Raw genomic sequence first — 23,888 nt, 5'->3', positions numbered from 1 at the left:
TTTTTTGTACATTTTAATAGTCAATTAGCCGTATCATCATTACTTCAATAACGGTCATAATAAACTTAACTAATAATAACAATAAATTAGCACCATATAAAAAATAATAAATAATATTCAATTCTAATTTTTCTAATTTTCATAACTCTTCAGAAGCATTTCGGTTTTATTTTTGTTATTTTCATAGCAATAATTATCTAATAAAACTAATAAGGCTTTTCATCGTGACTATTTGGCGTCCTTCAATTTCATTATATAGTATTGTATTAATGATTTTATTGATTGCAATAAGCCTAGTGACGTTAGCACTTACTTCACAAACGATGAGTCGTCAAATGTTCAAATATAATCTTGAATTATTTGAACATCAACGATTAGAAAATTACTTACAAAGTATCAAAGCGACCGCTGGTTTACTGGAAAACCTCCAATATCACCTTTCCTATACCTGTGATAATGAAGATATCTCAGAGCTTGAACGAGCGAGTTATTACTCACCACATATTCGTAATATTAGTCTAATGACTCACTCAGGGAAAATCTGTGGTGATCATATAAATCTCCATCAATTATATAGCTCACCAGCAAAAAGAATCTTATTTAATCGTAACCTTACAATGGTAGCAAACACTAACAATAGTGAGTCAATTCTCCAATACAGTAAAAATGTTGTTGGTGGTATTATTACAGTAGATATTGAAAAGCAACCTACTAATATTTTATTATCAGAAACTTGTGATAACTGCTGGATTCAAGCTATCCAGAGTAATGGTGTAACATTATATACAGGTAACTCTAACTACGGCTCAAAGATATTTTCATCTAATTTATTAACAAAAAATCCTCTGTTAAATAGTACCATCAAACCTATTTTATCTATCCCTTTTGATAATCATGTATGGGTAAAATATTATGTTACACCTCAAGTCATTACTGGTTACCAAAATCATATTAAGCCGTTTTTATTGCTTCTTCTAAGTTGCTTAATTTTAATGGTATTAATAATGCTATATCATCGCTATCGTAGTACAAGCATTATTAATTTTTTAATACTCAATGCAATTAAACAAAAACATCTAGTACCTTACTATCAACCCATTGTTGATGCTAAAAAGCATATTGTTTGTGGCTATGAAGTATTAATTCGTTGGGAAACTAAAAAAGGTAAAATAATTCTACCAGATGAGTTTATTCCCCAATGTGAAAAAAATGGGGTTATTACGCCACTAACATTTCAATTAATTAATACTGTTGCAAAAGATATCCATAAATTAGAAATACTGCATGGTAAAACTCTACCCTATTACTTTAATATTAATGTCAGTGCCAGCGTACTTCAAAATCCAGAACTTATTGATATTACATGTTCAGCTCTGGCTCATTATCATATTGCACCACATAATATTGCCTTTGAACTAACAGAACGTTCTCCGATCGATGATATTAAACAAGCAGAAAAAAACTGTCTCAAATTAAATGCAATGGGTATTCAAATTAAACTCGACGATGTAGGCAACGGTTATTGTGATCTATTGGCATTACAGAAATTACAAGCAACAACAATTAAAGTAGATAAAGTATTCATTGATGATATCAGCCCACTAACAAATAATACTATTATTAAATCATTAGTTGCGTTTTCTGAAAAAGCAGAAGTTGAAATTATTGCAGAAGGTGTTGAAACTGAACAGCAAGCAAAAATATTAATCGAACTAGGTATCCGTTACCATCAAGGTTTTTTATACAGTAAGCCAATGCCATTTAATGACTTAACTCATGATAATATTTTTACTGTCTAATTCAGAACAATATAACTTTAATTAACCACCAAAATTCATTAAAAAGGAATAACGTACAATTGATAATTAAACGTTATTCCTAGTTGATAATTAAACCTCTAAACACGCTACAGTATGCTGATATGTGCCTAGCAGTTCAGGTTTTTGCTCGGCACAAATAGCGATAGCTTTCGGGCAGCGAGTACGAAAAACACAGCCAGATGGTGGATTCATCGGTGAAGGTAAATCACCCTCCAGCAACTCTATATGTTTATTACGCTCTAATTGCGGATCAGGAATAGGTACGGCAGACATTAATGCCTTTGTATAAGGATGTTGAGGATTAGCAAAAAGAGTCTTTGTATCCCCCATCTCAACAGCATTACCTAAATACATCACCAATACACGATCTGAAATATGTTTAACAACAGACAAATCGTGCGCAATAAAAATTAAGCTTAATCCCATTTCTTTTTGTAATGATTTAAGTAAATTTACCACTTGAGCTTGAATAGATACATCAAGTGCTGATACTGGCTCATCACAAATAATCATCTTAGGCTTTAAAATCAGTGCTCGTGCAATACCAATTCGCTGACATTGACCACCAGAAAATTCATGTGGATAGCGGTTAATTACGTTGGGTAATAATCCAACTTTAGTCATTACTGCCTGCACTTGTTGTTTTACTTCCTCTGCCGACAATTGACTATAAAATGCCTTTAATGGCTCTGCAATAATTTCGCCCACAGTCATACGTGGATTTAGTGATGCTAATGGATCTTGGAAAATCATTTGAATCTGTTTGCGTTTTTGACGTAAGTCACTGTGATTAAGTTTAGTCAAATCTTGTCCTAGCCATACCACTTGACCATCAGTCGCTTCGACTAACCCAATAATAGCGCGCGCAAAAGTTGATTTACCACAACCTGATTCGCCTACAACGCCTAATGTTTCACCTTCATAAACACCGATATTAATTCCATCAACGGCTTTTAATTTTGTGGGCTGACTCCAAGGCCATGCTGATTTAGACGCAATATTAAAATGTACTTTTAGGTTAGTAATATCCAATAATAATTTCTTTTCACTCTTCATTACAACAGTGCTCCCATATCAGCAAAACAAGCACGTAATCTATCTTGTGCAAACGGCGTTAATAGTGGTGACTCTTGCTTACAACGTGATAACACACGGTGGCAACGCTCTTGATATGGACAGCCAACAGGTAAGCGTAATAAGTTAGGTGGATTACCAGGAATTGTCGGTAAATCTTCCCCTTCAGTATCTAAACGTGGAATCGCACGTAATAAACCTTCAGTATAAGGGTGACTAGGACGATAAAAAATATCATTAATATCGCCATATTCCATTGTTCGTCCTGCATACATGACTAATACTTTGTCACAACTGCCAGCAACCACACCCAGATCATGAGTGATCATAATGATCGATGTATTAAAATCCGATTTAAGATCATTTAATAATTCCATAATCTGCGCTTGTACTGTTACATCAAGTGCCGTTGTCGGCTCATCTGCAATTAACAGTTTTGGTCGACATAATAACGCCATTGCAATCATAACCCGTTGGCGCATACCGCCTGAGAACTCATGAGGATACATAGTAATACGCTGACGAGCTTCTGGAATTTTAACCGCATCCATCATTCTTACTGATTCTTCAAAAGCTTGAGATCGACTCATGCCTTTGTGTAGAATCAGCACTTCCATTAACTGTTCACTAACTCTCATATAAGGGTTAAGCGAGGTCATTGGATCTTGAAAAATCATCGCTATTTGTTCGGCGCGAATTTTATTTAATTCTTTCTCTGATAAATTTAAAATCTCGCGCCCTTGAAATTTAGCACTACCACTAATAATGCCGTTTTTAGCCAAGAGCCCCATAATTGCAAATACAGTTTGGCTTTTACCTGAACCAGATTCACCAACAATGCCTAGGGTTTGTCCCTGCTCTAATGAAAAGTTTAGATCATTTACTGCCGTAACATTGCCATCAGGAGTCGTAAACTCAACTCGTAAGTCTTTAATTTCTAACAAACTCATACTACTTCCTTGTGATTAACAATAAGCACCGTACATTCGCTTCGGTTATTATTTATTATCAAGTGAATGATATTGGCGATACCTATTTTATTGACATCATTGTACCGCCCAATAACTGCGGTATTGACCACCAAAATAGGTCGCTGCTTATTTTTATCTATCTTTAGGATCTAACGCATCACGTAGACCATCACCGACATAGTTAAAACAGAATAAAGTGATCATCATAAAACCAGCTGGAAATAATAACTGCCAAATAGCCACTTCCATGGTTTGTGAACCTTCATTCAATAATGCACCCCAGCTAGTCATTGGTTCTTGTACGCCAAGCCCAAGGAAACTTAAAAAGGATTCGGTCAAGATCATTGCTGGCACTAATAAGGTTGAATAAACCGCCACAATACCTAAAACATTTGGCACAATATGACGAGTAATGATCCGCCAACGACTAACACCACAAACATGCGCCGCCTCTATAAACTCTTTGCCCCGTAGCGACAAGGTTTGACCACGAACAATACGCGCCATATCAAGCCAAGAAATAGCGCCAATAGCGATAAAAATCAGCATAATATTACGACCAAAAAAGGTCACTAATACAATCACAAAAAACATAAACGGAATTGAATATAGAATCTCTAAGATTCGCATCATCACGCGATCGGTTTTACCACCAATAAAACCAGATGCAGCACCATAAAGAGTGCCAATTACCACTGCAACTAAAGCGCCTAACAATCCAACCATCAGTGAAATTCGACCACCGACTAAAGTTCGCGTATAAAGATCACGTCCCAAACTATCGGTGCCAAAAAAATGCCCTTCAGCCCCTAACGATGGCGCGGCATGTAATGCGTACCAATCTGTATCATCAAAGGCATATTGACTAACCATTGGTCCAAAAATAACGGCTAGTGTAATCAGCCCTAAAATGATTAACGACACCATCGCAGCTTTGTTTCTAAAAAAACGCGAGCGCGCATCTTGCCATAAACTACGCCCTTCTATTTCAAGACTTTCTGAGAATTTCTCGAGCGCTTCAATATTATCTTTTTTTGTTAAAATCATAACTATCAGCCTCTTAATAACGAATTTTAGGATCGATCATCGCTAATACAATATCGACAATGGCATTGAAGATAATAGTTAATGATCCGATCAGAATCGTAATACCAAGCACTAACGAGTAATCACGATTAAAAGCAGCATTAACAAATAACTTACCGATACCTGGCAGACCAAAAATAGTTTCAATAACAACAGAACCGGTAATAATACCGACGAAGGCGGGTCCCATGTATGACACCACAGGTAACAACGCAGGTCGTAAAGCATGTTTTAGAATAATGTGTCGATAACTTAATCCTTTGGCACGAGCGGTACGAATAAAGTTACTGTTTAACGTTTCAATCATGCTGCCACGGGTAATACGTGCAAATGTCGCAACATATAATAAAGCCATACCTAACATAGGTAGAATAACAAACTTAAACGATCCATCTTGCCAACCACCCGCAGGTAGCCACTGTAAATTAATAGCAAAGATATAGATCAATACAGGGGCGAGAATAAAAGAAGGCATGACGACTCCCGCCATCGCGGTAGACATAATAGTGTAATCAAGCCATGTATTCTGTTTTAACGCGGCAAGGGTGCCAACGGATACCCCCATCACTAATGCAAAAATAAATGCAAAAAAACCAATCTTAGCGGAAACGGGTAACGCTTTAGACACCAGCTCGTTAACTGTAAAATCTTTATATTTAAATGAAGGACCAAAATCACCTTGAACAATATTACTTAAATAGGTGGTGTATTGATCAAATACGGGTTTATCTAAACCATATTTAGCTTCAATATTAGCCATAACTTCTGGCGGTAAAGGGCGATCTGAAGTAAAAGGGTTACCAGGAGCAAAGCGCATTAAAAAAAATGAGATAGTGATTAATACCAACAGTGTCGGTATCGCTTCAAAAATCCTTTTAGCAATGAATTTAATCATATAAAGCTACCGTATTAGTTGTGCGAGCGAAGGCTGCCTTCATCGTGGAAGGCAGCTAATTATTATGGATAACTATTATTTAGCAATAAAATACAGATCTTTAGAATAAATATTATCTTCTGCATTCTTCATTGGATAACCGCCTAATTGTGGGTTCACTAATCGCGCATTGACATAGTGATAAATAGGCATAATTGGCATATCTTGCGCTAAACTTGCTTCTGCACGCTTGTAATCAGCTGCACGTTCAGCTGCTGTTGGAGCAAGGATTGCATCATCAATAGCTTTGTCATAATCAACACTGGCATACTTAGGGTAGTTCTGTGAGTGACCAGTACGCATAATCGCTAAGAATGTTGAGGCTTCATTATAATCACCACACCAACCTGCACGCGAAACATCAAAGTTACCTTGACGTTTGCTGTCTAAATAACTTTTCCACTCTTGATTTTCAAGTTGCGCTTCAACACCTAAGCCTTTTTTCCACATTGATGCAATCGCAACTGCAATTTTTTTGTGGTTTTCTGAAGTGTTATATAACACTTTAAATGTCAGTGGATTATTTTGGTCATAGCCTGCTGCCGCTAATAATGCCTTAGCTTTTTCTAAACGCTGTTTTTGATTTAATTTAGCATAATCAGGCATATCTACATCAAGACCATTAGTTGCTAATGGCGTGAAGTTATATGCAGGTGTTTCACCTTTACCAACAATAAATTTCGCCAAGACATCACGGTCAATAGCGTAAGATAACGCTTTACGTACATCACCATTATCAAACGGTTTACGTGCGGTATTAAACTCATAATAATAAGAGCATAAATAAGGCGTTACTTTTACATCTTGCGGATAATCTTTGGTTAAACGTTTAAAATGCTCATTTGGCATTTCGTAAGTCATATCTACTTCACCAGCAAGAAAACGGTTCATTGCTGCAACTTGGTTTTCAATCGGTAAAAATGTAACTTGGTTAATAACCGTATCTTTATTATTCCAATAATTATTATTACGGGTTAATACAATACGCTCATTTACAACCCACTGATCCAACTGGTAAGCACCATTTGAAACGTAGTTGCCCACTTTAGTCCATTGATCACCAAACTTTTCAACCACATTTTTATTAACGGGCTTCATGGAAGTATGTACAAGCATCGCGGCAAAATACGATAGTGGCTTATCCAATGTCACTTTTAATGTATGAGCATCAACAGCTTCAACACCTAATGTTTCTGGTGATTTCTTACCGGAGATAATATCCGTTGCATTGACCATTGTGGTCATATCAAGGTATGACGCATAAGGGGATGCTGTTTTAGGATCAGCAAGACGACGCCATGTATAGACAAAATCATCTGCCGTTACTGCATCACCATTTGACCATTTTGCATCATCACGTAGATTGAAAATCCACGTTTTGTTATCTGTTGTTTGCCACGATTTAGCGACACCAGCAACCAAATTACCGTCGGCATCTTGGTTAACTAAGCCTTCAAGTAAATCACGAATAACATTTGATTCAGGTACACCTGACACTTTTTGTGGATCAAGAGATTCAGGCTCAGTACCATTAGCACGAACTAACTCTTGTGTCTCTGCTAATTTAATTTCAGCGGGAACTTGTGCTGCAAAAATTGAAAAAGAAGGAAGGGCAACAACTAAGCCAGTACCAATTAACAAAGCTTGGGTAATTTTATTCTTATACATGCATTAACTCCAATACATCAATTTATAACATCCATGACATTCTCAGCAGGTCATATTAATTAATAACAAAATAGTTATTCTCAATCCTAGAGAACAGCTATCAAACCGAAGAATTGTCTAAAACATTAACAGGAGTTATGTTAATTTGCCACAAACAGATAAATAAAACACATTTAAAACTAAACATTAGCTTAACAACAGCCAAGATCAACTAGATCAATCTCACATTTCTAGGTTTTTACACCTATTATTATTAAGGTTAAAGCTATTAATATTATATAAAATCGTTCATTTAAGCTTTTTTGTGGTTATAATTCATACATAAGCTCTAAGTCAGAATAAAAAACCACTAAAACCCCGTACAGCAAAACATAATACAAACAATTTTGTTACATTTTAAATACAAAAAAAAGACATTACCTAAGTAATGCCTTTCTATAATAATACCGCATAATATTTTTACTTATTTTGGCTGTCTAGTTCAATGAGCTGCTTATCTTGGCTTACCGCTTGCTCTTTTTGTTCAAGTAATAACTGCTCTTCATTATCATGGCTATTATCATTCACTCCAATATCAGCCATCATCTGCTTAATTCTTTTACAAGGTATACGTTTATGCATTATTAACCTCTCCCCTGTTAAATGATGCTAGTAGACCGTTATTCTCTCTTTGTTACTTGGTCTTATACCAGCCAAATATTATTGTGCTTCATCTGCACCTTCTAAATATGGCACAAAAATAACAATCTCACTGAATAATTTACCTTGTAGCTGCTTATTAATAACAAAAGGATCTTAAAAAAGTAACAGATAGATTATTTTAGTAAACAACATCATTAGCTGCTAAGGATCCTATAATTTAGCCGATAAGCTCGCTACTATTTATCTACTAAGAAATATATCCTGTACCAAGGTTAATTTCTTAGTAATACCTCTGTCATTTCATATAGTGAGAATAAGAGTAAAATTATGAGACCTACAGGCTGCATTTCACGACCAAGTCCATCCCGTTTTCGCACAAGTTATGTTCCAACGACTGCAGCAAATCGAGATAAGAATAAAAATAAAAAATAGCCTTTATCGTTAACTTTTTGCTATAAAAAACATAAAAAAAAGGAGCTAAAATTAGCTCCTTTTTCTATTTAATCAAAAGATTATTACGCCCATCTATCAGCTGCGGAATTATCAGTTTCTCGCGCATCAACCCAACGACTTTCTGATGGTGTTTGCTCTTTTTTCCAAAACGGTGCTTTGGTTTTTAAGTAATCCATAATAAATTCACAGGCTTCAAATGCAGCACCACGGTGAGCACTTGTTACACCAACAAAAACAATTTGATCACCCAAATCAAGATCACCTACACGATGAATAACTCGTGTTTGTAATAATGGCCAACGGCTACGCGCTTGTACAATAATTTCTTGCAGTGCTTTTTCTGTCATACCCGGATAATGTTCTAGCGATAATCCAGTAACAGTATCACCTTGGTTAAAATCACGTACTTTACCAATAAACGTAACAACTGCACCCGCTTCATTACCTTCAGCAAGTTTAGCGTATTCATCTGCAACAGAAAAATCATCATGTTGTACTGAAATCATATTAACCCCCAGTAACGGGTGGGAAAAAAGCAACTTCATCACCGTCTTTAATCGCAGTATCTAGTCGACAAATTGTTTGATTAACTGCGACTAATAATTTACCTGACTCTAATGCTAACTGCCATTTATCACCACGGCTTAGCAAAGCTTGGCGTAAATCATCTGCTGTTGCAAATTCTGCAGCAACCTCAATCTTATCAACACCCACTAACTCTTTAATTTGAGCGAAAAACAATACATTAATCATGCTTCTGCCTTAAAATGACCAGATTTACCGCCCGTTTTTTCAAGTAATCGGACTTGACTAATAACCATGTCTTTTTGAACTGCTTTACACATGTCATAAATAGTTAATGCTGCAACAGATGCCGCCGTTAATGCTTCCATTTCTACGCCGGTTTTACCTGCAAGCTTACAACAAGATTCAATGCGAACTTTATTTTCAGCAGGTATCGCTTGCAACTGGACTTCAACTTTAGTCAGTAATAATGGGTGACATAATGGAATTAAATCCCATGTTTTCTTTGCCGCTTGAATGCCCGCAATACGTGCTGTCGCGAACACATCACCTTTATGGTGCTGACCTGAAACTATCAGTGCTAAAGTTTCAGGTGCCATGTGAACAAAAGCTTCTGCGCGCGCTTCTCGTACGGTTTCAGCTTTTGCCGAAACATCAACCATGTTAGCTTCGCCTGAAGCATTAATATGGGTAAACTGATTCATTCTATATTCCCAATAAAAGCAATAAGTTAAATTCAATCGAATATCTTATATCGATTGCTTATTTATTATTTATAATCATTCTTCGTACTAACTAGCCGCCAATGGATGCCAAATTTGGCGTCATGCCTGTTTTCCCTTCATCAAGAAAGTGGCTTACCACTTTTGTGTTTAAACTGGCTTGAATACGCTCAATAAGTTGTGGTTGCTGGTTATCATCAGCCAACAAATCGCGTAATTCGACACCATCTTCACCAAAGAGACACAGGTGTAATTTACCTTTAGCTGAGATACGAAGACGATTACAGCTTTCACAAAAATTCTTTTCATACGGCATAATAAGTCCGATTTCACCCATATAATCAGGATGATAGAAAACTTGTGCAGGGCCATCATTATTGTCTTTTACTTTCAATAACCAACCATTAGCGATGAGATGGTTACGAATACTCACACCTGAAACATGATGTTTACTAAAAAGGCTATCCATTTCACCGGTTTGCATTAACTCGATAAAACGTAATTGAATTGGGCGAGTTTTGATCCATTCTAAAAATTTTGGTAATTCTTGAGAATTGAGATCTTTAAGTAAGACAGTATTGATCTTTACTTGTTCAAAGCCAGCATCAAAAGCGGCATCAATACCTTCCATTACCTGATGAAACATATTTTCACCGGTAATTTGGTAGAACATTTTAGGATCTAAACTATCCACACTAACGTTAATGTGGGTTAATCCTGCTTGACGCCATTCATGAACATGCTTAGCCATACGATAACCATTAGTGGTTGTCGCTACCTTAGTTATACCAGGCTGACTCGCAACCGTACGAATAATATCGGTAAAATCACGACGTAAACTAGGTTCCCCACCAGTGATGCGCACTTTGGTTGTGCCACAATCAGCAAAAGCCGCCGTTACGCGATGAATTTCATCCAAGGTTAAGAATGATGGTTTATTCTTCTCCACGGATTGATAGCCATCAGGCAGGCAATAGGTACATTTAAAGTTACACACATCGGTAACTGACAATCGTAAATAATAAAATTTACGATCAAAATTATCTTGTAATTGTTTAGCCACGGAACACCTTTCCAAATACGGGAGGCCAGTTCATTTCTAAACCAACCCTGGTGACATTATGTCACTGGCGTTAATCACCTATTGACTATTGATGATCCCCTAATGGATCCATCAAACAGCACGTAGCAACTTAGTGAAAAAAGCTCGGAGTTATGGCAGTTATGCACATCAGTCGTTGATTAACTATTAATGTTACACAACGGCATGTCTTATTTAAAAGTATCAGAGTTTTTCTAAAATTGACAAATAACTGAAAAAAACAGGCTGACATTCTACCTTTCGAGCAGAAACACGACAATACTAGTTAGGTATTTATCGTAAAAATGATGCCAATAGTGGAGGATTTATGTCCAATATAATCGAATCAGCAACCTTAAATGATATTGCGCTTTATCTCCAACGAGAAGAAAGCCTTGATTCAAACACTGCCCATGCGGCGGCTCAGCAAGTACTCGGTAACTTTATCGAAATGCGCAACAAAGGATTAATCAAAGGATGGTATTTTGATGAATTTGGGCATTTAGAATTATTACCAACAGATAGCGTTCAATCATGGATTGAACAAACTAAATAAAAAGCAACAACCGATCAAGCACAATGGTTTTTATTTTGCATATAGATTAGAGTCATGCACTTATAAACAAGCGGTATAGCATCATCAATTTAATATGTTTTCATTTAAAATCAATGTATTAAAAAAATCACACTCTTTTTACAACTTAGGCACTAGACTTGCTCGTCTATAAAAGAAGACACCTAATAGAGTAGTGTAATCATGACGGCTCTCCATATACCGCTATTATTTCAAAAACGGCATATCCTTCCTACTGGACGGATGCAACTTTATCTATCTGCGTTAACACACTCAACAATTCTAAAGGCTATTTTATCATCAAAAACAGGCATCGGAATTTGTATGCTCAACGATAAATCCTCACGCCAACAGTTATGCCATATAGGAACAAGAGTTACAATTGAAGATTTTCATCACGAACCTGATAAGCAATTGATTAAAATTAACATTTATGGGCAAGAGGCATTTAAAATCACTAACATAGAACACAGTAATAACAATATTATATGGGGAAAATGCCAACAACTTCCACAGTGGCCTCAACGAAAGGTGACTAACGAACAACAGTTATTATCAACACGCTTACAACTGATGTTCCATAAACACCCTAACCTACAGCTATTACACCACCAGCAAGAATTTCATAATTTAAGTTGGTTATGCCAACGTTGGCTAGAAATACTGCCAGTATCAACACAAGAAAAACAAACGCTACTCAACTCGCCTAATTGTCTTTATGCCTGTGACTACCTAATGAGTATGATTCAAACTCGCCATTAATTTTTAGATAACGACCAATTTTCAAATAATATGATCTAGGTCGAAATCAGTATTAACCAACAAATGCACTGACGCATATCATTTGTTAAAATATACTTATAATATAATAATTAGAACGAACATTATGTCTACAAAGAGTACGGAAACAACTCGCATCGTCGCCATTGGTGGCGGTCATGGTCTTGGACGCGTTTTATCATCTTTAGCCGATTATGGTTCACAGGTTACTGGCATTGTAACAACAACAGATAATGGCGGATCGACGGGGAGAATTCGTGCATGCCAAGGTGGTATAGCATGGGGAGACATGCGAAATTGTATTAATCAATTAATCACAGAGCCATCAATTGGTTCGATGATTTTTGAATACCGTTTTCGAGGCAATGGTGAGCTTAATGGTCACAATCTTGGCAACCTAATGCTAACCGCACTTGATAATCTGAGTATTCGTCCTCTCGATGCGATTAATCTTATTCGTGATATGTTGCAGGTTAAACCTTATATAATTCCAATGTCTGAACACCCTTCTGATTTAGCAGCCATCACATACGACGGTAAAATCATTAATGGTGAAACAAGTGTTGATGAGTTAGCTGAAATACCTAAACGTCTTTATTTAGAACCCGCAGTACCGGCAACGAAAGAAGCGGTTAACGCGATTATAGATGCTGACATTATACTATTAGGCCCAGGTAGTTTTTTAACCAGTATTATGCCGGTATTACTGTTACGAGACATAGAACAAGCATTGAAAGTAAGTACAGCTAAAATTGCTTTTATTACTAATATTGATAAAGAAAAAGGCCCAGCAGGAGAAATGAGCCTTAAAACCATGTTGCATTGGTGTGAACGTGCAATGGCGGGAAGAGTCATTGATACCATCATTACCGACGAACATCAGCCACAGCTCGCGCCTAGATACCAACAAATGGTACTTGATTTAGCCTCTAATAATCATGAATGGCGTCATGATCGTGACAAACTAAAGCATGCGATTGATAGACTCATTGCTTCCTGCTAGTTGTTTATATTTAACAGCCATTCCTTCGACCATTTGTCTAAATTGTGGCAAATGGTCAATCATCCAATCATTTTGTCCTTGTCTGACACGAGATTCGCATTCCTGTGCCATTAATGCTAAATCATCAGCGCCAAAACTTGCCGCACTACTTTTAATAGCATGACTAATTTCACCAATTTGATTTACTGATGGTTGATTTGATAGCTTTTGTAAATATTGTTCAAGCTCATCACTAAACACATTCAGCAGTACCACGACAGTTTCATCACCGACTTCATCTGCTAATCTTTTTAATGTTTCAGCATTAATATTCGTTACCATTAATCAATCTCCTGACTACCCACAGTCTCTTGCCAAGTTTGTAATTTACGATAAATGGTCGATGGACTCACTTCTAATAATCCAGCCGCTCGAGGAATATTACCGTCACAAGCATCAATCGCCCATTGAATAGCACGTTTTTCTACTATCCAAAGAGGCTCAATCTTGTCTTTTTGTATATCATCGACAAATGATGAATTCATCGTTGTTGATGTTAATGTATTTAATTGTGGATAAATTGTCTTTGGTGCTGCAATATCTGCACCAACAATGGCATTTATCGGAGGGGGAACCATTTCTTTAGCTACTTCTTCGGCAGTATTTAACACAACAATATTACGAATAATATTTTGTAATTCACGAACATTACCAGGCCAAGAGTAAGATTTGAATAACTGTAAAACTTCCGTTGAAAAACGGCTAAAATCTTTGCCCTCTTCCAACGACATTAATCCAAGCAATGCATGAGCAATTTCAATAACATCATCACCACGATCACGTAAAGGCGGTAACGTAATAGGTATAACATGTAGACGATAGTAAAGATCTTCTCGAAAACGCCCTTCTTGTACTTCTTGCCATGGATTTTTATTGGTTGCACACACAAAACGAACATCAACATGGCACGTTTTTGACGAGCCTACTTTTTGGTAAGTTCCCGTTTGAATAAAACGCAATAATTTGCTTTGTAAATCTAAATCCATTTCACAAAGCTCATCTAACATTAATGTTCCATTATGAGCGATTTCTACTGCACCTTGACGCTCCGTCGATGCCCCTGTAAATGCACCTTTTACATGGCCAAATAATTCACTTTCAATAAGCTCTTTAGGAATAGCGGCACAATTTAAAGCAATAAACGGTTTATCATGCCTTGGACTTGCAGCATGAATAGCTTCAGCACAGACTTCTTTACCTGTTCCACTTTCCCCCATGATAAAAACAGTTGCTTTACTTGATGCTGCCGATTCAATCACACGATACACAGCTTGCATGGGCAAACTATTACCAATAAATCCTTGATATTGAGCACCATCAGCTTGTTTTGATGCCGCATCTGACAATGACTCTGTTTTATCTTTAAAGACATTATTTACTGTTATTCGTAATCGATCAGCTTCGCAAGGCTTAATAAGAAAATCTTGAGCCCCCTGCCGAATAGCATCAACGGCAATATCTATTGATCCGTGGGCCGTCATAATAACAACAGGAATATGACTATGATCTTGTCGAACTAACTGCAAAACTTCCATTCCTGTCATATCAGGTAAACGAAGATCGAGTAAAATTAAATCTGGAATAGTTTCATTAATAAAGCTCAGAGCTTCTTTCCCTGTTCCTACAATACTTACATTGAGTCCGAGCGGATTTAAGTAAGATTTATACAAGGCAGCCACTGACGCGGTATCTTCAACCATTAATACTTGACGTTGTCGTGTAATGCTTTCCATCGCTCCTCCAAAAACGAACTCCTTACCCTAATTGTAATCAATACAATAGAAACTGGGCTCCTAAATTTGCATTATTTATATTATGCCCGATCTAATTGCATAATGGTTTGCATTTTGCGAATTTATTCTTTTTATGCATGACTAAAACGACAAATAAAAGCAACAATAAGTAATAAACACACACAAAAAGCCTTATATGTCATATAAAAAAGTTGGCACGATGAATGCAAAATAGACTGCGACTCTTATCTTAGGGGTCAACCTAGCCAACTGACGTTGTTAGTGAATTTTTTTCACGTAACAATGAAGCCAACCGAAAATATTTCTCGGCTGGCTTTTTTTTTATCTCAAAAATATGAGAAAAATTTATTATTAGCTATTTGCAATAAATTGCTGTCTTAATTGATGGATTTTGTCACGCGTATTTGCAGCTTGCTCAAATTCTAAATTTTGAGCGAAGTCATACATCTGTTTTTCTAACCGTTGAATTTCAAGCTCTAATTGTTGCGGAGTTAATACTGTATATATGCCTTTTGATTCGGCTACTTTATGTAAATCAGCGGCTTTATTTCTTGATTTAGTACGTCCACTTGGTGCGCCTAATTCTAATAAATCACCAATTTTCTTATTCAATTTTTGAGGAATAATATTATGTTCTAAATTATAAATTATTTGCTTTTCGCGTCGTCGTTGAGTTTCATTAATTGCGCGTTCCATTGAGCCTGTAATACGATCACCATATAAAATAGCTTTACCCTCAATATTACGTGCTGCGCGTCCCATGGTTTGAATAAGTGATCGTTCTGAGCGTAAAAAACCTTCTTTATCCGCATCCAAAATAGCCACTAAAGAAACTTCGGGAATATCTAATCCTTCCCGCAATAAGTTAATACCCACTAACACATCAAATTTACCCAAACGTAAATCACGAATAATCTCGACCCGTTCAACGGTATCGATATCGGAGTGAAGGTAACGTACTTTCACCCCATGCTCAGTAAGATATTCAGTAAGATCTTCTGACATTCGCTTGGTCAATGTCGTTACTAATACTCGCTCTTTTTTAGCTGAGCGTATGCGAATTTCAGAAAGTAAATCATCAACTTGTGTTGCTACAGGTCGAACTTCTATTTCAGGATCAAGCAAACCTGTCGGACGTACCACTTGCTCTGCAATATCACCACCTGACTTTTCAATTTCATAAGCACCGGGTGTTGCCGAAACATAGATAGTTTGTGGGGCTAAAGATTCAAACTCCTCAAATTTCATTGGTCGATTATCAAGAGCTGAAGGTAATCGAAACCCATATTCAACCAGATTTTCTTTACGAGACCGATCACCACGGAACATGGCACCAATTTGAGAAACAGTGACGTGTGATTCATCAATAATTAATAAACCATCAGCAGGAAGATAATCAAACAATGTAGGTGGCGGCTCACCCTCTGTTCGCCCACTTAGATAACGTGAATAATTTTCGATACCAGAACAAAAACCAAGTTCATTCATCATTTCAATATCAAATTGCGTTCGCTGCGAAATGCGTTGTTCTTCAACTAATTTATTATTATCTAACAATTGTTGCTTTCGCTGAGTTAACTCAAGTTTAATCCCTTCAATAGCTTCTAGAATTTTCTCTCTTGGAGTTACATAGTGCGTTTTGGGATAAATTGTTGTCCGGGCTAAATCACGTTGAAGAATAGCGCCAGTAAGAGGGTCAAAGGATGAAATAACCTCGACTTCATCATCAAATAATTCCAACCGAATGGCTTCTTTTTCTGATTCTGCTGGGAATATATCAATCACCTCCCCTCGAACACGAAACGTACCGCGCTCAAAGACAGCATCATTACGTTTATATTGCAACTCAGCTAAACGACGCAGAATATCACGTTGATTAAGTACATCACCACGACGTACATGTAACATCATTTTTAAATAAGATTCAGGATCGCCTAAGCCATAAATAGCGGAAACTGAAGCAATAATAATAACATCACGCCGCTCCATTAATGCTTTAGTTGCAGATAACCGCATCTGTTCAATATGAGCATTGACCGATGCATCTTTTTCAATAAAAGTATCGGTTGTTGGCACATAAGCTTCAGGTTGATAATAATCATAATAGGAAACAAAATATTCAACCGCATTATCGGGAAAGAAATCTCTCATTTCACCATATAATTGGGCAGCTAAAGTTTTATTGGGTGCCATAATAAGCGTTGGACGATTAGCTTGCGCAATGACATTGGCTATCGTAAAGGTTTTACCAGAACCCGTAACCCCGAGTAACGTTTGCTGCGCAAGACCAGAATCAAGCCCATCCATTAATTGTGCTATGGCTGTGGGTTGATCCCCCGCGGGTGAATAATCAGATACAAGACTGAACAGCTTACTCATTACATCTACCTGTAATAACAATACTGAGTATCATTGTGAGCACCCTCCCAATAATGTCAATACTGGTTTGAGTAAGTTCGAGGATACATAATGGCATATCGCATATAACAGCATCATCAGATTGATATAAACTTATAAGGGAAATAGCATCCACTGCTTGTACAACAATAATGATTTTGAGTATTCTTTTATGCCTATTTACATTGCTTCATTTTTAATCATGTGACTCTATTTGTTTTTTTAATTATTCCTTATAATCATTACTGTTACCGTTAATATTATCTTTTAATATTTATCAACAACCATAAAAACGCCGATCCATATCAACATAGTTATCCACAGAAATTGTGGACAACCACTAACAACCCAAGCCATTAGGCACTTCTTAAAAATCAAGTCTTTTTTATAATGTATAAAAAAAGCTAACCTAAATGGCTAGCTTCTTATTTGCTCTTAACACTAACTGCAATAATATTAGTAATTAAGATCCATTAAAAATTGCACATCATCACCCGCTTGATAATAAACTGGCTCATTACCATAGCTAAAGAATTTTAATGGCTTACCATTAGCGGCATGGTAACTAATTTTATTATCCATTACTGCTAACCATGTACCTTCTGGAATACCTATTACTGGCTCATGCTTATTTACTTCAAGAAACTCTTGAATACGCTCATCACGAGTCTCACCCATATGGCCTTCAACTGATGCTTCTAAGTAATGAGGATTAATCTGGAAAGGCACAAAATTCAATGAAGATAAAATAGCTCCAGTAACAATTGGCATATCATTAGTGGTGCGAATTGTTGGGCAACCAATATTTGTACCAGCACTCCAGCCAATATAAGCTTTACCTTGCTTTAATACTGCTTTACGGATTGGGCCGACTAAGCCTAAATCGTGTAAGGTTTTATTTAACACCCACGTATTACCGCCACTAACAATAATACCATCAGCTTGTTCAATCGCAGTTACTGGATCTTCTGCACGGTGCAAACCCGTTGCAATACAATCTAACCCCAGTTTATCAAACGTTGCTTGAACTAATGCGACACGATCATCATGACTTGAACGAATAACAGCATATGGGATCACGACAAAATGCTTCGCTCCTGTACGCTTAACTTGATCAATAATTGCATCAGCAGCAAATTCCATTACATGGGTGTTACCAGCAATTTTACCATTACTAAGTAATAAAATATCCATTGTTCCATCCTATAGCTTATGTTTATTCGTTATACGTGCAATCACGAACACTATTTATATTAAACGCAGTTATATCAAACGCAGAATTGCCTAACTTTACAACCGTCACAATCACAAATTACAAAAACAATAATGGGAAATATCTATATTTTCATAATAGTTAGCAATTTTCTCACCAATAAAAACACTAAAAATACTATTTAGTTCCAAAATAAAAACACCAATCCAACAATAAATTATCATCAAGTAAGCTTTAAAGAAGAATTTCATTTAACTAAAAGCTTATATTTCAAGTAACTACTCAAATTTAAGACGATTAATAGATAAAACCCTACCCTTCGGGAGTTGTTATAGGGCTCACAAAATCAGATAATGTGAAGATCTCTTGCAATGATAATGAACTCGGTATGACTGAATACCTTTTACTCCTGATCGGGACTGTGTTGGTTAACAACTTTGTACTCGTTAAATTCTTAGGTTTATGTCCTTTTATGGGTGTATCTAAGAAACTAGAAACCGCTATCGGTATGGGCTTAGCGACAACATTCGTGCTGACGCTAGCTTCTGTGTGTGCGTATCTTGTTGAAACCTATATCTTGGAACCACTAGGTATCCAATACTTACGTACACTTAGTTTTATACTTGTAATTGCCGTTGTAGTGCAATTTACCGAAATGGTAGTCCATAAAACTAGCCCAACCCTTTACCGTTTGTTAGGTATTTTTCTACCATTAATCACAACCAACTGTGCCGTATTAGGTGTTGCTTTATTAAATACCAATGAGCACCATAACTTCATTCAATCTGTTATTTATGGCTTTGGTGCAGCAGTGGGTTTCTCATTGGTATTAGTATTGTTTGCTTCTATGCGTGAGCGTATTGCAGCAGCAGATGTGCCAGCACCGTTTAAAGGCGCTTCAATCGCAATGATCACTGCAGGCCTTATGTCTCTTGCCTTTATGGGCTTTACTGGATTGGTGAAATTGTAATGAGCGGAATCTTAATTGCTGCCATTGTTATCGCTGTTTTAGCTGCAATATTTGGTATTATTTTAGGTTTTGCTTCAGTGCGCTTCAAAGTTGAAGCAGATCCGATTGTAGAACAAATTGATGCTATTTTACCGCAAACACAATGTGGTCAATGTGGTTTTCCTGGCTGCCGTCCTTACGCTGAAGCAATAGCTAATGGCGAAGTCATTAATAAATGCCCCCCTGGTGGCCAAGCAACAATTGAAAAACTTGCCGACCTTATGGGTGTCGAAGTACCTCAAGCCTCAAATGAAGTGGCAAGTAGTATTAAAAAAGTTGCTTTTATTCATGAAGATATGTGTATTGGGTGTACCAAGTGCATTCAGGCATGTCCAGTTGATGCCATTGTCGGCGGTACTAAAGCAATACATACGGTAATAAAAGACGAATGTACAGGCTGTGACCTTTGTGTTTCTCCTTGTCCTACAGACTGTATTGAAATGAACCCAGTTAAAGAAACACCTGATAACTGGAAATGGCAACTCAACCAAATACCGGTTGTTAATATTGCTGCGACAGCGAATGCAGAAAAGGTTAAGCCATAGTCATGCTATCGATTATTGAACAAATTAAACAAGGTAAGCTATGGGATTTCCATGGCGGTATTCATCCAGCGGAAAACAAGAAATTATCGAATAAACAGCCAATTAAAGTGGCTGGTATTCCTCAGGAATTAGTATTACCACTAAAACAACATATTGGTTCTCGTGGTGATATTATTGTCAACATTGGTGACCACGTACTAAAAGGCCAACCACTCACACAGGGTGATATCGCAATGTGTGTGCCCATTCATGCCCCGAGTTCAGGTACGATCACAGCCATAGAACAACGCACAACGGCTCACCCTTCTGGCTTAACCGATTTATGTATCGTAATAGCAACAGATAACCAAGATACTTGGTGTCATGTTAAGCAACACTCTGATTATCAAGATCGTGATCCTGCAGAATTGATAGAGATTATTCGTCTTGCCGGTATTGCAGGTCTCGGTGGCGCTGGTTTTCCAACTGCACGCAAACTACAAGGTGGTTTAGGTAACGTTGATATTCTAATAATCAATGCTGCTGAGTGTGAGCCTTATATCACTGCCGATGATCGACTGATGCAAGATTATGCTGATGAAGTTATCGAAGGCGTGCGTATTTTACGCCATATTATTGCGCCCAAATTAACCTTAATTGGTATTGAAGATAATAAACCAGAGGCAATCAAGGCATTAGAAGCCTGTGTTAATGAAGACGATAATATTATTATTCGTGTTATTCCAACCAAATACCCATCTGGAAGCTCCAAACAATTAGTAAAACTTTTAACGGGTCGAGAAGTACCAAGTCAAGCGCGTTCAACCTCAATCGGGGTTATTATGCAAAATATCGGTACTGCATTTGCAATTAAGCGTGCGATTGTTAACGGTGAACCATTAATTGAGCGTGTAGTTACGTTAACAGGTGAAGCCTTTAAACAACGCGGTAATGTGTTTGCTTTACTAGGAACCCCCATCGCTTATTTACTGGAAAAGTTTGGCTATAAAGCAGATAAGAAATATCCTCGAGTCATTATCGGTGGTTCATTGATGGGCTTTACATTGCCACATGCCAATGTACCAATCACCAAAATTACTAACTGTATTTTAACGCCTAAACGTAAAGAGTTACCGCTGCATACTTACGAAATGGCGTGTATTCGTTGTTCTGCTTGTGCTGATGTTTGTCCATCGTCATTGTTACCACAACAATTACAATGGTATGCAAAAGATAAAGATTACGAAAAATGTGAACAATATAATTTAAGTGATTGTATTGAATGCGGTGCTTGCGCTTATGTCTGCCCAAGTGAAATTCCACTCGTTCAATATTATCGCCAAGCTAAAGCTGAAATTTGGGAACGTAAACAAGATGAAATGAGTGCTGAACGTGCTCGTCAACGTTTTGAAGCCAAGCAACAGCGTATGGAGCGTGATAAAGCTGAACGTGAAAATCGTTTTGCTAAAGCTGCAACTGATCGTCGTCAACACATGGCAACATCTGGCGGTGATGATGCAGTAGCCGCAGCTATTGCCCGTGTTAAAGCCAAGCAAGCAGCATCGAAAGAAACTGTACCAACTGCAATAAAACCAGCGGTAGCTGCCGCTATTGCCAAAGCAAAAGCCAAACAAGCAGCTTCAGTATCAACAGAAGATGCAGTACCAGATAACAGCGAAATGGCGGCATTACGTAAACAACGTAAGCTGCAAGCTCGTGAGCAAAAAGCAGCCAAACATGCTGAGTTAATGCAGCTACAAACGGGTACGGAACAACCTGCTGAGCAAGTAACTGATAAAAAAGATGCTGTTGCAGCAGCCATTGCACGTGCAAAAGCCCGTAAAGCAGCGCAACAAACACAACCTGTGACAGATACAGAGACAACAACACAAGTTGACACTAACGTTGCTGCTGATCCTAAAAAAGCCGCTGTTGCAGCAGCCATTGCACGTGCGAAAGCTCGTAAAGCCGCGCAACAAACACAACCTGTGACAGAGACAGAGCCAACAACACAAGTAGACACTAACGTTGCTGCTGATCCTAAAAAAGCAGCCGTTGCAGCAGCCGTTGCTCGTGCTAAAGCCCGTAAGGCAGCCCAACAGACACAATCAAATAGTGAAACTCAAACAACCACGGATGCAAAGCCTGTAACTGATGTGAACACTAACGTTGTGACTGAGGATCCTAAAAAAGCCGCTGTTGCAGCAGCCGTTGCTCGTGCGAAAGCCCGTAAAGCAGCCCAACAGGCACAATCAAATAGTGAGACTCAAACAACCACGGATGCAAAGCCTGAAACTGATGTGAACACTAACGTTGTGACTGAGGATCCTAAAAAAGCCGCTGTTGCAGCAGCCGTTGCTCGTGCGAAAGCCCATAAAGCAGCCCAACAGGCACAATCAAATAGTGAAACTCAAACAACCACGGATGCAAAGCCTGAAACTGATGTGAACACTAACGTTGTGACTGAGGATCCTAAAAAAGCCGCTGTTGCAGCAGCCGTTGCTCGTGCGAAAGCCCGTAAAGCAGCCCAGCAAGCCAATAAAGTACAATCTAACATTGAGGAAGAATAATCGTGGCTTTTAATATTGCCAGCTCACCCCATGCACATAATCGTCGTAGTACGAGTGCAATCATGCGTACGGTTATTTTATGTGCGATTTTTGGTGTTATTGCTCAATGCTATTTTTTTGGGTTGGGGACACTGATTCAAATTGTTTTCGCCTCTCTTTGTGCGCTTATATTTGAAGCAATTGTACTTAAATTACGCCAGCGTCCATTAGCGCCTTATTTACGTGATAATACGGCACTATTAACAGGTGTGTTAATTGGTATTTCAATTCCCCCACTGGCACCATGGTGGATCACCGTTATTGGCGTATTTTTTGCGATTGTGGTCGCAAAACACCTTTATGGTGGTATGGGACAAAACCTATTTAATCCTGCAATGGTTGCTTATGTTGTACTGTTAATTTCATTCCCTGTTCAAATGACAACATGGTTACCACCTGCATCTTTAAGTGCTAATCCTGTGACATTTATGGATAGTTTATCTGCGATATTTACGGGATTCACACCAGATGGTTTCAGTATTCAACAACTCAAAATGTCAGTTGATGGCTACACAATGGCAACCCCATTAGATACCCTAAAAACATCCTTAAAAACTGGAATGACAATTGCCGAAGCAATGAAAAAACCAGTCTACGGCACACTCGCAGGTATTGGTTGGGAGTGGGTTAATATTGGTTTCTTATTAGGTGGTTTACTACTACTTAAATTACGTATTATTCAATGGCATATTCCCGTTGCAATGTTAACCTCATTACTGGTTATTAGTAGTGTCATGCATGTGATCGATCCAAGCGTTGCCGCATCACCGCTATTACATATGTTCTCTGGTGCAACCATGCTAGGTGCCTTTTTTATTGCCACCGATCCAGTAACCGCCTCCACCACAGTAAAAGGTCGCCTTATTTTTGGCGCTTTTATTGGCGTAATGGTCTACCTCATTCGTACTTGGGGTGGTTTTCCTGATGGCGTCGCATTTGCAGTATTATTAGCTAACTTATGTGTTCCTATCATTGATTATTACACGCGTCCACGCACTTATGGTCACTAA

Annotated in this window: 22 protein-coding genes and 1 riboswitch; of the genes, 8 read left to right on the top strand and 14 right to left on the bottom strand. The window is 37.7% G+C overall.

Annotated elements, in window-relative coordinates:
* The first annotated feature begins 224 nt into the window (after window positions 1-224).
* Window positions 225-1,799 carry an EAL domain-containing protein gene (locus OC457_RS04690; RefSeq protein WP_080173515.1) on the top strand — a complete coding sequence of 525 codons (1,575 nt, stop codon included), beginning with the start codon at window positions 225-227 and terminating at the stop codon, window positions 1,797-1,799.
* A gap of 90 nt (window positions 1,800-1,889) precedes the next feature.
* On the opposite strand, the gene oppF is transcribed toward OC457_RS04690, so the two are convergent.
* The 10 genes from oppF to moaA form a co-directional block, all read right to left on the bottom strand.
* Window positions 1,890-2,876, bottom strand: coding sequence for a murein tripeptide/oligopeptide ABC transporter ATP binding protein OppF (gene oppF / locus OC457_RS04685; RefSeq protein ID WP_080173513.1), 987 nt, complete (start codon window positions 2,874-2,876; stop codon window positions 1,890-1,892).
* Window positions 2,876-3,844 (bottom strand): ABC transporter ATP-binding protein, encoded by a 969-nt coding sequence (oppD, locus tag OC457_RS04680; RefSeq protein ID WP_080173511.1) that lies wholly within the window; start codon window positions 3,842-3,844, stop codon window positions 2,876-2,878. Before oppD ends, oppF begins: the two co-directional genes overlap by 1 nt.
* 153 nt (window positions 3,845-3,997) lie before the next feature.
* The gene (gene oppC, locus OC457_RS04675; protein ID WP_080173693.1) at window positions 3,998-4,909 is read right to left on the bottom strand and encodes an oligopeptide ABC transporter permease OppC; all 912 of its coding nucleotides are present in this window, start codon (window positions 4,907-4,909) and stop codon (window positions 3,998-4,000) included.
* Between the two features lie 16 nt (window positions 4,910-4,925).
* Window positions 4,926-5,846 (bottom strand): oligopeptide ABC transporter permease OppB, encoded by a 921-nt coding sequence (gene oppB / locus OC457_RS04670; RefSeq protein WP_080173509.1) that lies wholly within the window; start codon window positions 5,844-5,846, stop codon window positions 4,926-4,928.
* Between the two features lie 75 nt (window positions 5,847-5,921).
* Entirely contained in the window at window positions 5,922-7,553 is a 1,632-nt protein-coding gene (locus OC457_RS04665; RefSeq protein ID WP_080173507.1) for an ABC transporter substrate-binding protein, read from the bottom strand.
* A 459-nt stretch (window positions 7,554-8,012) separates the two neighbouring features.
* A complete protein-coding gene (locus OC457_RS04660) occupies window positions 8,013-8,174 on the bottom strand; it encodes a hypothetical protein (RefSeq protein ID WP_159447835.1) in 162 nt (53 codons plus the stop codon).
* Window positions 8,175-8,710: 536 nt separating this feature from the next.
* Complete coding sequence (moaE, locus tag OC457_RS04655) at window positions 8,711-9,154, bottom strand: molybdopterin synthase catalytic subunit MoaE (protein ID WP_080173505.1); 444 nt, start codon at window positions 9,152-9,154, stop codon at window positions 8,711-8,713.
* Between the two features lies 1 nt (window position 9,155).
* The gene (gene moaD / locus OC457_RS04650) at window positions 9,156-9,401 is read right to left on the bottom strand and encodes a molybdopterin synthase sulfur carrier subunit (protein ID WP_080173503.1); all 246 of its coding nucleotides are present in this window, start codon (window positions 9,399-9,401) and stop codon (window positions 9,156-9,158) included.
* Window positions 9,398-9,877 (bottom strand): cyclic pyranopterin monophosphate synthase MoaC, encoded by a 480-nt coding sequence (gene moaC / locus OC457_RS04645; protein WP_080173502.1) that lies wholly within the window; start codon window positions 9,875-9,877, stop codon window positions 9,398-9,400. Before moaC ends, moaD begins: the two co-directional genes overlap by 4 nt.
* Before the next feature lie 91 nt (window positions 9,878-9,968).
* Window positions 9,969-10,958 (bottom strand): GTP 3',8-cyclase MoaA, encoded by a 990-nt coding sequence (gene moaA, locus OC457_RS04640; protein WP_080173500.1) that lies wholly within the window; start codon window positions 10,956-10,958, stop codon window positions 9,969-9,971.
* A riboswitch (molybdenum cofactor riboswitch) is annotated at window positions 10,947-11,120 on the bottom strand. Its footprint overlaps the gene before it by 12 nt.
* A 184-nt stretch (window positions 11,121-11,304) precedes the next feature.
* Between moaA and OC457_RS04635 the strand changes: the two genes are divergently transcribed.
* From OC457_RS04635 to yvcK, 3 genes are all read left to right on the top strand, one after another.
* Entirely contained in the window at window positions 11,305-11,532 is a 228-nt protein-coding gene (locus tag OC457_RS04635) for a hypothetical protein (RefSeq protein ID WP_080173498.1), read from the top strand.
* A gap of 201 nt (window positions 11,533-11,733) precedes the next feature.
* A complete protein-coding gene (locus OC457_RS04630; protein ID WP_080173496.1) occupies window positions 11,734-12,312 on the top strand; it encodes an LON peptidase substrate-binding domain-containing protein in 579 nt (192 codons plus the stop codon).
* A gap of 124 nt (window positions 12,313-12,436) precedes the next feature.
* Window positions 12,437-13,333, top strand: coding sequence for a uridine diphosphate-N-acetylglucosamine-binding protein YvcK (gene yvcK / locus OC457_RS04625; RefSeq protein WP_080173495.1), 897 nt, complete (start codon window positions 12,437-12,439; stop codon window positions 13,331-13,333).
* Here yvcK and OC457_RS04620 read toward each other — a convergent pair.
* From OC457_RS04620 to pepE, 4 genes are all read right to left on the bottom strand, one after another.
* A complete protein-coding gene (locus OC457_RS04620; protein ID WP_080173493.1) occupies window positions 13,295-13,654 on the bottom strand; it encodes an Hpt domain-containing protein in 360 nt (119 codons plus the stop codon). The genes yvcK and OC457_RS04620 overlap by 39 nt on opposite strands.
* Window positions 13,654-15,105, bottom strand: a complete 1,452-nt coding sequence (gene luxO / locus OC457_RS04615) for a quorum-sensing sigma-54 dependent transcriptional regulator LuxO (RefSeq protein ID WP_080173491.1) — start codon at window positions 15,103-15,105, stop codon at window positions 13,654-13,656. Before luxO ends, OC457_RS04620 begins: the two co-directional genes overlap by 1 nt.
* A 372-nt stretch (window positions 15,106-15,477) precedes the next feature.
* Entirely contained in the window at window positions 15,478-17,505 is a 2,028-nt protein-coding gene (gene uvrB / locus OC457_RS04610; RefSeq protein ID WP_080173490.1) for an excinuclease ABC subunit UvrB, read from the bottom strand.
* Between the two features lie 474 nt (window positions 17,506-17,979).
* Window positions 17,980-18,717, bottom strand: a complete 738-nt coding sequence (gene pepE, locus OC457_RS04605) for a dipeptidase PepE (RefSeq protein ID WP_080173489.1) — start codon at window positions 18,715-18,717, stop codon at window positions 17,980-17,982.
* A gap of 407 nt (window positions 18,718-19,124) precedes the next feature.
* On the opposite strand from pepE, the gene rsxA reads away from it, so the two are divergent.
* From rsxA to rsxD, 4 genes are read left to right on the top strand one after another with little or no spacing between them, the layout of a single operon-like run.
* Entirely contained in the window at window positions 19,125-19,706 is a 582-nt protein-coding gene (rsxA, locus tag OC457_RS04600; protein WP_080157923.1) for an electron transport complex subunit RsxA, read from the top strand.
* The gene (gene rsxB / locus OC457_RS04595) at window positions 19,706-20,290 is read left to right on the top strand and encodes an electron transport complex subunit RsxB (RefSeq protein ID WP_080173488.1); all 585 of its coding nucleotides are present in this window, start codon (window positions 19,706-19,708) and stop codon (window positions 20,288-20,290) included. The genes rsxA and rsxB overlap by 1 nt, the downstream gene beginning before the upstream one ends.
* A 2-nt stretch (window positions 20,291-20,292) precedes the next feature.
* Window positions 20,293-22,839: an electron transport complex subunit RsxC gene (gene rsxC / locus OC457_RS04590; protein ID WP_080173486.1), complete on the top strand. Its 2,547-nt coding sequence runs from the start codon at window positions 20,293-20,295 to the stop codon at window positions 22,837-22,839.
* A 2-nt stretch (window positions 22,840-22,841) separates the two neighbouring features.
* On the top strand, window positions 22,842-23,888 hold the full coding sequence (gene rsxD, locus OC457_RS04585) for an electron transport complex subunit RsxD (protein WP_080173485.1): 1,047 nt from the start codon (window positions 22,842-22,844) through the stop codon (window positions 23,886-23,888).

This window comes from Photobacterium toruni, assembly GCF_024529955.1.
In the GTDB taxonomy this organism is placed as follows: Bacteria; Pseudomonadota; Gammaproteobacteria; order Enterobacterales; family Vibrionaceae; genus Photobacterium; species Photobacterium toruni.
Note: the sequence above shows the minus strand (reverse complement) of the source record. Positions and strands in the feature narration are given on the sequence as shown.